Consider the following 6,497-nt stretch of genomic DNA (forward strand, 5'->3'; position numbering starts at 1 on the left):
CAAATGTCGCAGGGCACTCAGTTCAGCGCTGCCCCACCCCGAAGCTGCGCGTCCAGCCGAGGTCGATCACCCGGCTATTGAGCCCGGTTTGCTGGCCGCGGATGCGCCCGACGCCCAGTTGCCACTCGCTGCCCGGGTTGAGCGACAACCCCAGGTAGGCCATGCCCTGCGCCACGGCTCCCCCCTGATTGGCCACGCCGCCCCCACCCGCCGCCCCCGCCAGCATCTCCACCGACAAGCGCCAGCCGTTGTCGCTCAGGCCGGTCTGCACCCCGGCGCCGGCCAGCCCCACGGAATAAGCGCCTGCCTCGCCGGCCACCGCACTGTGTGCTTGCCCGGTCACGTAGAAATTCGGCCCCACCAGGCGCTTGAGCTTGATGCCCACCGTGTCCAGATCAAGTTGCCGGCCATCCTTGCGCGCCGCCTTCAACACGTGCTGCACGCTGCCTGACCATGCCAAGCCGACCACCGGTGCGTCCCTGGGTGCACCTGGGTGGTCCAGCTGCAGGCCGACTTGCCATTGGGCGTAACGCGCGTTGTACATGCCACTGCCAGAGCGCACCGCGCCGGCCTCGAAGCCCACAAAGGCATCGCGCCCCAACTCCCAGCGCAGCACCCCGGCCGCCTTGCCAAGGGTGCCGCCCCCGGTTTCTACCGCCCCGCCTCCCCCCAGCCCCAGGGCCACACGGGCACCCAGGTACAGATCACTCAAGCCAATGGCCGAGGCGGAGACTTCCCAGCCACCGGTGCCCAGCAACTCCATGTAGCCGTCCGCGCCGCCATGCGTGGCTGCTGCCGTCTCGACGCCCCAATACACATTCGGCCCCCAGCGCCGTTCCGCGCGTGCCCCCACCAACCGCACCGTGCTGGCCGACACCCCACCGTGGGCCTTCACGCGTAACTGGGCGCTGTCCAGCATCAGCCGGTCGAAACCCAGGCCGGTGTGCTCGGCGGTGGACAGCCTGTCGCCCACCTCGCCCGCATCAAAGTAGCGAAAGCGCCCATCCCAGTTGAGCACCAGCCCGATCTGACGGCTGCCGATGCGCCCGCTGGGCATGTTCACGCTGGACCAGCTCAGCCCGGTCTGAACGCTCCCCCAGTCATACGACAAGCTGGCCGAGGGCACCAACATCAGGCCGCCACCAACCGGCGCACCGCCACCACCGCCACCGCCCATCAACAAACCAAGTTGCGCCACCCAGTTGTCGGTGGAATGCCAGCGCCGTGCCACCTGGCCACCAAGCACAAAAAAACCGCCGCGCTGGCCTGTGGCTGCCCCCACCACCGCAGGCCCGACCCACCAGCCGTAGGCAGGCTCGAACAGGAGGCTGGTCGTCACCAGGCCCAGCCGCTCACGCCCATGGCCATCCGCGTCGATGTGTGCGGGATCAAACCGCATCTCCAGCGACATCTTCAACTGCTCGGTCTGTGCCCACGCGGCACCCGCAGTCAGCAGCAGGGACAAAGCTGTGAGCCTGCGTGTAAAACGACGCATCTGCGCTCTGAACCTTCTCACGGCGTGAGCGATGGAGTGGGGCGCGGCACCCACCAGGCCATCAGCAAAGCCGACAGGCCCGCGCACGCGGCCCCGAATTCAAAGGCAGCCTGGGCCGACCAGGCCTGATAGAGCCAGCCAAAGCACCAGGAGGCGGGCAGCAGCATGATGCCGGTGGCCAGGTTGAACCAGCCGTAGGCCGTGCCCTCCTGCCCCGGCTCGGCCAGATCGGCCACCAGCGCTTTCTCCACCCCCTCGGTGGCCGCCAGAAACAGGCCGTACAAAGCAAACAGCAGCCACAAGGACCAGCCGGCCCGCACCTGCCAGGCCAGCGCCAGGTAGACCAGGCCATAAGCCGCGTACCCGGCAATCAGCAGGCGATGGCGCCCCACCTTGTCAGACCAGGCCGACAGCGGCGCGGCGCCCAACATGGCCACCACCGACACCAGGCCCCACAACACCGGCACGTGCGCCTGCGCCACACCCAGCTCGCGTGCCCGCAGCAGCAGGAACATATTGGAGGAGTTGCCCAGCGTGAACAGCGCCACGACCAGCAGGTAGCGCTTGAACCCACCCGACAGCCCTCGCCAGTGCCAGGTGCGGCCGCTCGCCATCGGGCGCTCACCAGGCGCCTCTTTCAGGCCCAAGGTCATGGCCAGGCAGACCAGGGCGGGCAGCAAGGCCCACGCAAACACCTGCTGCAAAGGCAAACCGGCGCTCAGCATCGCGGCTGCCGTCAGCGGGCCGATCACGGCGCCGGCGTTGTCCAGCGCCCGCTGCACGCCGAAGGCCAGACCCCGGCGCTCAGGCGCCACGCTGCCAGCCAGCAGGGCATCACGTGGTGAGGTTCGCAGCCCCTTGCCGATGCGGTCGCTCAGGCGGATGAGCAGCACCCAGACCCAGCTGCCCGCCAGGGCCAGCAGGGGCCGCCCGAAACCGGCCAGGCCATAACCGGCCACCACCCACGGCCTGGCCCGCCGCGTGCGGTCTACCAGCACCCCGGAAAACAGCTTGAGCAAGGCCGCCGTGGCCTCGGCCAACCCTTCGATCAGGCCCAGCGCGCGCGGCCCGGCCATCAGCACCGACGACAGGTACAAGGGCACCAGCGGGTAGACCATGTCGCTGGCGCTGTCATTGACCAGCGAGATCAGCCCGATCAACCAGACCGTGCGCGGCAGCTTGACCAGGGCAGACCACATGCGCGTGGGTCAGCTCGCGGCCAGTGCCTTGTCGATGTCGGCGATCAAGCCCTTGGGCGTATCGGTGGGGGCATAGCGCCCCAACACCCGGCCATCACGGCCGATGAGGAATTTGGTGAAGTTCCACTTGATGGACTTGGTGCCCAGGATGCCCGGCGCCTCCTTGACCAGATGCTGGTAGAGCGGATGCGCGTTGGGGCCGTTGACATCGATCTTGGCCATCATCGGGAAGCTCACGCCGTAGTTGAGCTGGCAGAAGGAGGCGATCTCGCTGTTGTCGCCGGGGTCCTGCCCGCCAAACTGGTTGCACGGAAAGCCCACGATGGCCAGGCCCTTGGGCCCCAGGTCCTTCCAGAGTTTTTCCAGCCCCTCGAACTGCGGCGTGAAGCCGCACTTGCTGGCCGTGTTGACGATCAGCAGCACCTTGCCACGGTACTGATCCAGCTTGACGGACTCACCGTTGATGGTCTGCGCTTCGAAGTCGTAAACAGAGGTCATGTCAGAAAGGCTCGGGTTGGGAGAAAGGAAAGGGCTCAGCGTGCGATCAGGGCGCCAGCGGCTTCACCGGCGGGTTGCAGCGGCCCCAGCGGGTTGGACTGCCGCTCCGTCTGCTTGATCTGCGGCTCGCCACCATAGTTGCGAAACAGCACCACGCCATTGCGTACCACCACCAGCCCCTGGAAGCGCCAGCCCGTGATTTCGGTGCGACGGCGGAAGTTGAGGAAGTCCGCCCAGAAACTGCCCTCGCGGTGGCTGACCTGGCGCGCGAAACTGAACTCGTAAGCGCGGCAAGCCTGGCGGGACTCGATGCAATCGCGGATACCCGGGTCCAGCATCTCCATGGGCACGCTGGGATTAGGCGCCAGGCGGGAGACCACCTCCGGATACGGAATCTGGCGCACATTGGCTGTGGCGCGCACATCGAAGCCCAGGTCTTTGAGCTGATCGGTGGTCGTCTGATAGGGCTTGACGCGCTCGATGGCGTCGCGCGCTTCTTCAAAACTGCCAAAACCCGACAGGGTCTCTGTGCTGCCACGCGGCAACAAACTGCTACAGGCTGTGAGCAGCAGCATCAAGATCGACAAAAGGCAAGCGCGCAAACTGGTCATGACACCCATCAACAAATGACCGCCACGGCGACATCCGCCGCGCATGGGCCAATGTAGCGCATGGTGCGCCCAACCCCGCCCTGCACCGGTCTACGCAGGGGCGCCGACGGCATTTCGCTTAATGCGTCGTGCAAGTCACAACGGCCGAGTAAACACCGATCAAAACACGTGGTCAAATCGGTCAGAAGTCCCTACACTGGAATGTCCCAGGCGCTGAAATCCAGTTGCAGACGATCTTCAGCGCAGGCTTGTTTCAAGCCCATGAAAGCTGTCAAGACGATGGGCTACAAACAGAGGAGCACGCCATGCCAGACATCCGCTCTGCGTCCCCTGACGACACCCCCACCCCACCTCCTGCCGGACTGGCCGACACGGCCACATGGCGCCCCGCCAACGTACGCCGCTCACTACCCGTGGGCGTTTCCGACACCATGGCCGACGACGCACAACGCCTTCTCGACGAACTCCAGCTCCGCCACGACGCATTCGAACAACAAGGTCAGGTGATGCGCCAGTTGCAGGCCGCCCTGCAACGCGCCCAGGCCACCAACCAGGAACTGGCCCTGGTGGCCGACCGGGTCACCGATGCCATCCTGATCTGTGATGCCCAGCGCTGCATCAGCTGGGTCAACCCTGCTTTCGCCCGCCTCACCGGCTTCACGCTGACCGAATGCCACGGGCAATTGCCCGAAGAGCTGCTCAGCGGCCCGCACACCGACCCGGCCACCATCACCCGCATCAACCAGGTGCTGGCGCAAGGCGGCAGCATCGAGAAGCTGGAGGTCTGCCACCACCGCAAGGATGGCGAGCCTTTCTGGGTGTCACGCTCCGTGCAGCCCGTGCACGGGCCTGAGGGCCAGATCAACCGCTACATCGAGGTGCTGACCGACATCAGCGACAAGCGCCGCGCCGATGTCGAACACGCCAAACGCCTGGAGGCCGAAGTGGCCCTGGCCACCAAGGTCGAGTTCCTCTCGCGCATGAGCCACAGCATGCGCTCGCCGCTCAACGCCATCCTGGGCTTCACGCAGTTGCTCGACATGGCCGACGACACGCAGTTGCCCGAAGCCCAGCGCCGCCAGATCGGCCACATCCATACCGCCGGGCAGCAACTGCTGTCCCTGCTGGACCAGGCCCTGGAGTACGCCAAGCTGGACGACAAGCCCCTGGGCATCCGCCCGCAGCGCGTCGAGCTGTCGGTGCTCTTGCGCGAGGTGCGCGCAGCCCTGGAAGACGACGCGCTGGCGCACGACATCACCGTGGTGGTAGACAGCCAGTGCCCCGCCGTCTGGGCCGACCCGCAGCACACCCGCGCCATCCTGATGAACCTGATGAGCAATGCCATCAAGTTCAGCCCGCAGGGCTCCACCATCTGGCTGCAAGGCCGTGTGGGCCAGGAAGAGCGCGTGGGCATCATCGAGGTTCGTGACCAGGGTTTCGGCATCGAGCAGAACGACCTGCCGCGCCTGTTCCAGCCTTTCACGCGCCTGGACACGGCACCGGGCAAGCCTTCTGGCAATGGCCTGGGCCTGGCGGTGTCGCAACGCCTGGCCGAGCTGATGCACGGCCGCATCGACGTGACCAGCACCCTGGGCAAGGGCAGCGTGTTCGCACTGCGCCTGCCGCTGGCCGAGGGCCCGGGCAGCCTGCGCTCCAATGTGAACCGGGGCAGCAATGAGCCGGCCGTGATGCTGCCGCCGCTGCGTGTGGTGCACATCGAGGACAACGCGCTCAACCGCAGCCTGGTGGAAGCGATGTTCGCGGCCTACCCGCAGGTGCGGCTGTATTCGGCCGAGACGGCGGCGGAAGGGCTGGCCAGCATCGAGGCCACCCACCCGGATGTGGCGCTGGTGGACATCAACCTGCCCGACGGCTCAGGCCTGGATTTGTGCCGCCGGCTGCGTGCGCAGGCTGATTTCAAGAAGTTGCCGTTGATTGCGCTGAGCGCGGATGCGCTGCCGGATCACATTGCCAAGGCTTTGCAGACGGGCTTCAGCCACTACCTGGTCAAGCCGCTGCAGATCAACCGGCTGCTGCAGATTCTGGCGGCGCTGCCCAGTGCGCAGGCTTCTGGGCCGACGCGTTGATGGTGTTTGCTGGTGTGAGGTAGCGCGCTTTGGCGCTGCAGCGCAGGGCGCGGATGCGGCAATGGCCGTCCGGGCTTCATGTTGGCGGTCCCGCAAAGCGGGACTGCTCTGCGGTGCGCGCGGCTGCCTTCAAGCTTGCAAACTCGCCCTGCGGGCTCAAACAAGCAAGCTTGGCCCTGCGGGCACCAGGCAGCCACTGTGCTCCTCGACGCCCCCAAGGCGCCCAGCCAGCCATCACCTCATCCTTGGATCGCCCTGCTCGTGACATGCCACAACCCCTGACCGTGGTCTCATAGCAGGGATGGCGTCACGCCAATGGTGATTGGTGGCCAACCTACGGCACGCTTGAACACAACAGTGGCACGCCGCCAGCGGGGTGAAAAGGGTTGAGCCGGGGGCCAGCGGGGCGCCTTGGTGGCGTCGAGACGCGCAGGGGCGAGGTGGGCACGCGCAGCGTGCTTCGTCCATCTGACTGGCCCGATTTGTTTGAACGCAGCGGCGCAGCCGCGCAGTGAGGTTCTATGTTTTGACGCAAGCGTTTTGTACGCCCATCTGGCTTGCATCAAAGGTTTTTCCACTGCGCCAGATTGCCCATGCGACTCTCAGA

At 66.2% G+C, this 6,497-nt stretch carries 5 protein-coding genes; 1 reads left to right on the forward strand and 4 read right to left on the reverse strand.

The window, feature by feature from the left end; translation table 11 throughout:
• Positions 1-22: 22 nt before the first annotated feature.
• Genes HY019_RS07315 through HY019_RS07330 form a run of 4 tightly spaced genes read right to left on the reverse strand, consistent with a single transcriptional unit; the run spans position 23 to position 3,803 of the window.
• The gene (locus HY019_RS07315) at positions 23-1,465 is read right to left on the reverse strand and encodes a hypothetical protein (protein WP_290689713.1); all 1,443 of its coding nucleotides are present in this window, start codon (positions 1,463-1,465) and stop codon (positions 23-25) included.
• A gap of 47 nt (positions 1,466-1,512) precedes the next feature.
• The gene (locus HY019_RS07320; RefSeq protein ID WP_290689718.1) at positions 1,513-2,694 is read right to left on the reverse strand and encodes an MFS transporter; all 1,182 of its coding nucleotides are present in this window, start codon (positions 2,692-2,694) and stop codon (positions 1,513-1,515) included.
• 9 nt (positions 2,695-2,703) lie between these two features.
• Positions 2,704-3,192, reverse strand: coding sequence for a glutathione peroxidase (locus HY019_RS07325; RefSeq protein ID WP_290689722.1), 489 nt, complete (start codon positions 3,190-3,192; stop codon positions 2,704-2,706).
• Between the two features lie 35 nt (positions 3,193-3,227).
• On the reverse strand, positions 3,228-3,803 hold the full coding sequence (locus tag HY019_RS07330; RefSeq protein WP_290689723.1) for a hypothetical protein: 576 nt from the start codon (positions 3,801-3,803) through the stop codon (positions 3,228-3,230).
• A 305-nt stretch (positions 3,804-4,108) separates the two neighbouring features.
• Here HY019_RS07330 and HY019_RS07335 point away from each other — a divergent pair, with 305 nt between their 5' ends.
• Positions 4,109-5,890 carry an ATP-binding protein gene (locus HY019_RS07335; protein ID WP_290689727.1) on the forward strand — a complete coding sequence of 594 codons (1,782 nt, stop codon included), beginning with the start codon at positions 4,109-4,111 and terminating at the stop codon, positions 5,888-5,890.
• Positions 5,891-6,497: the final 607 nt, after the last annotated feature.

This window comes from Aquabacterium sp. (assembly GCF_016195855.1).
In the GTDB taxonomy this organism is placed as follows: domain Bacteria; phylum Pseudomonadota; class Gammaproteobacteria; order Burkholderiales; family Burkholderiaceae_C; genus Aquabacterium.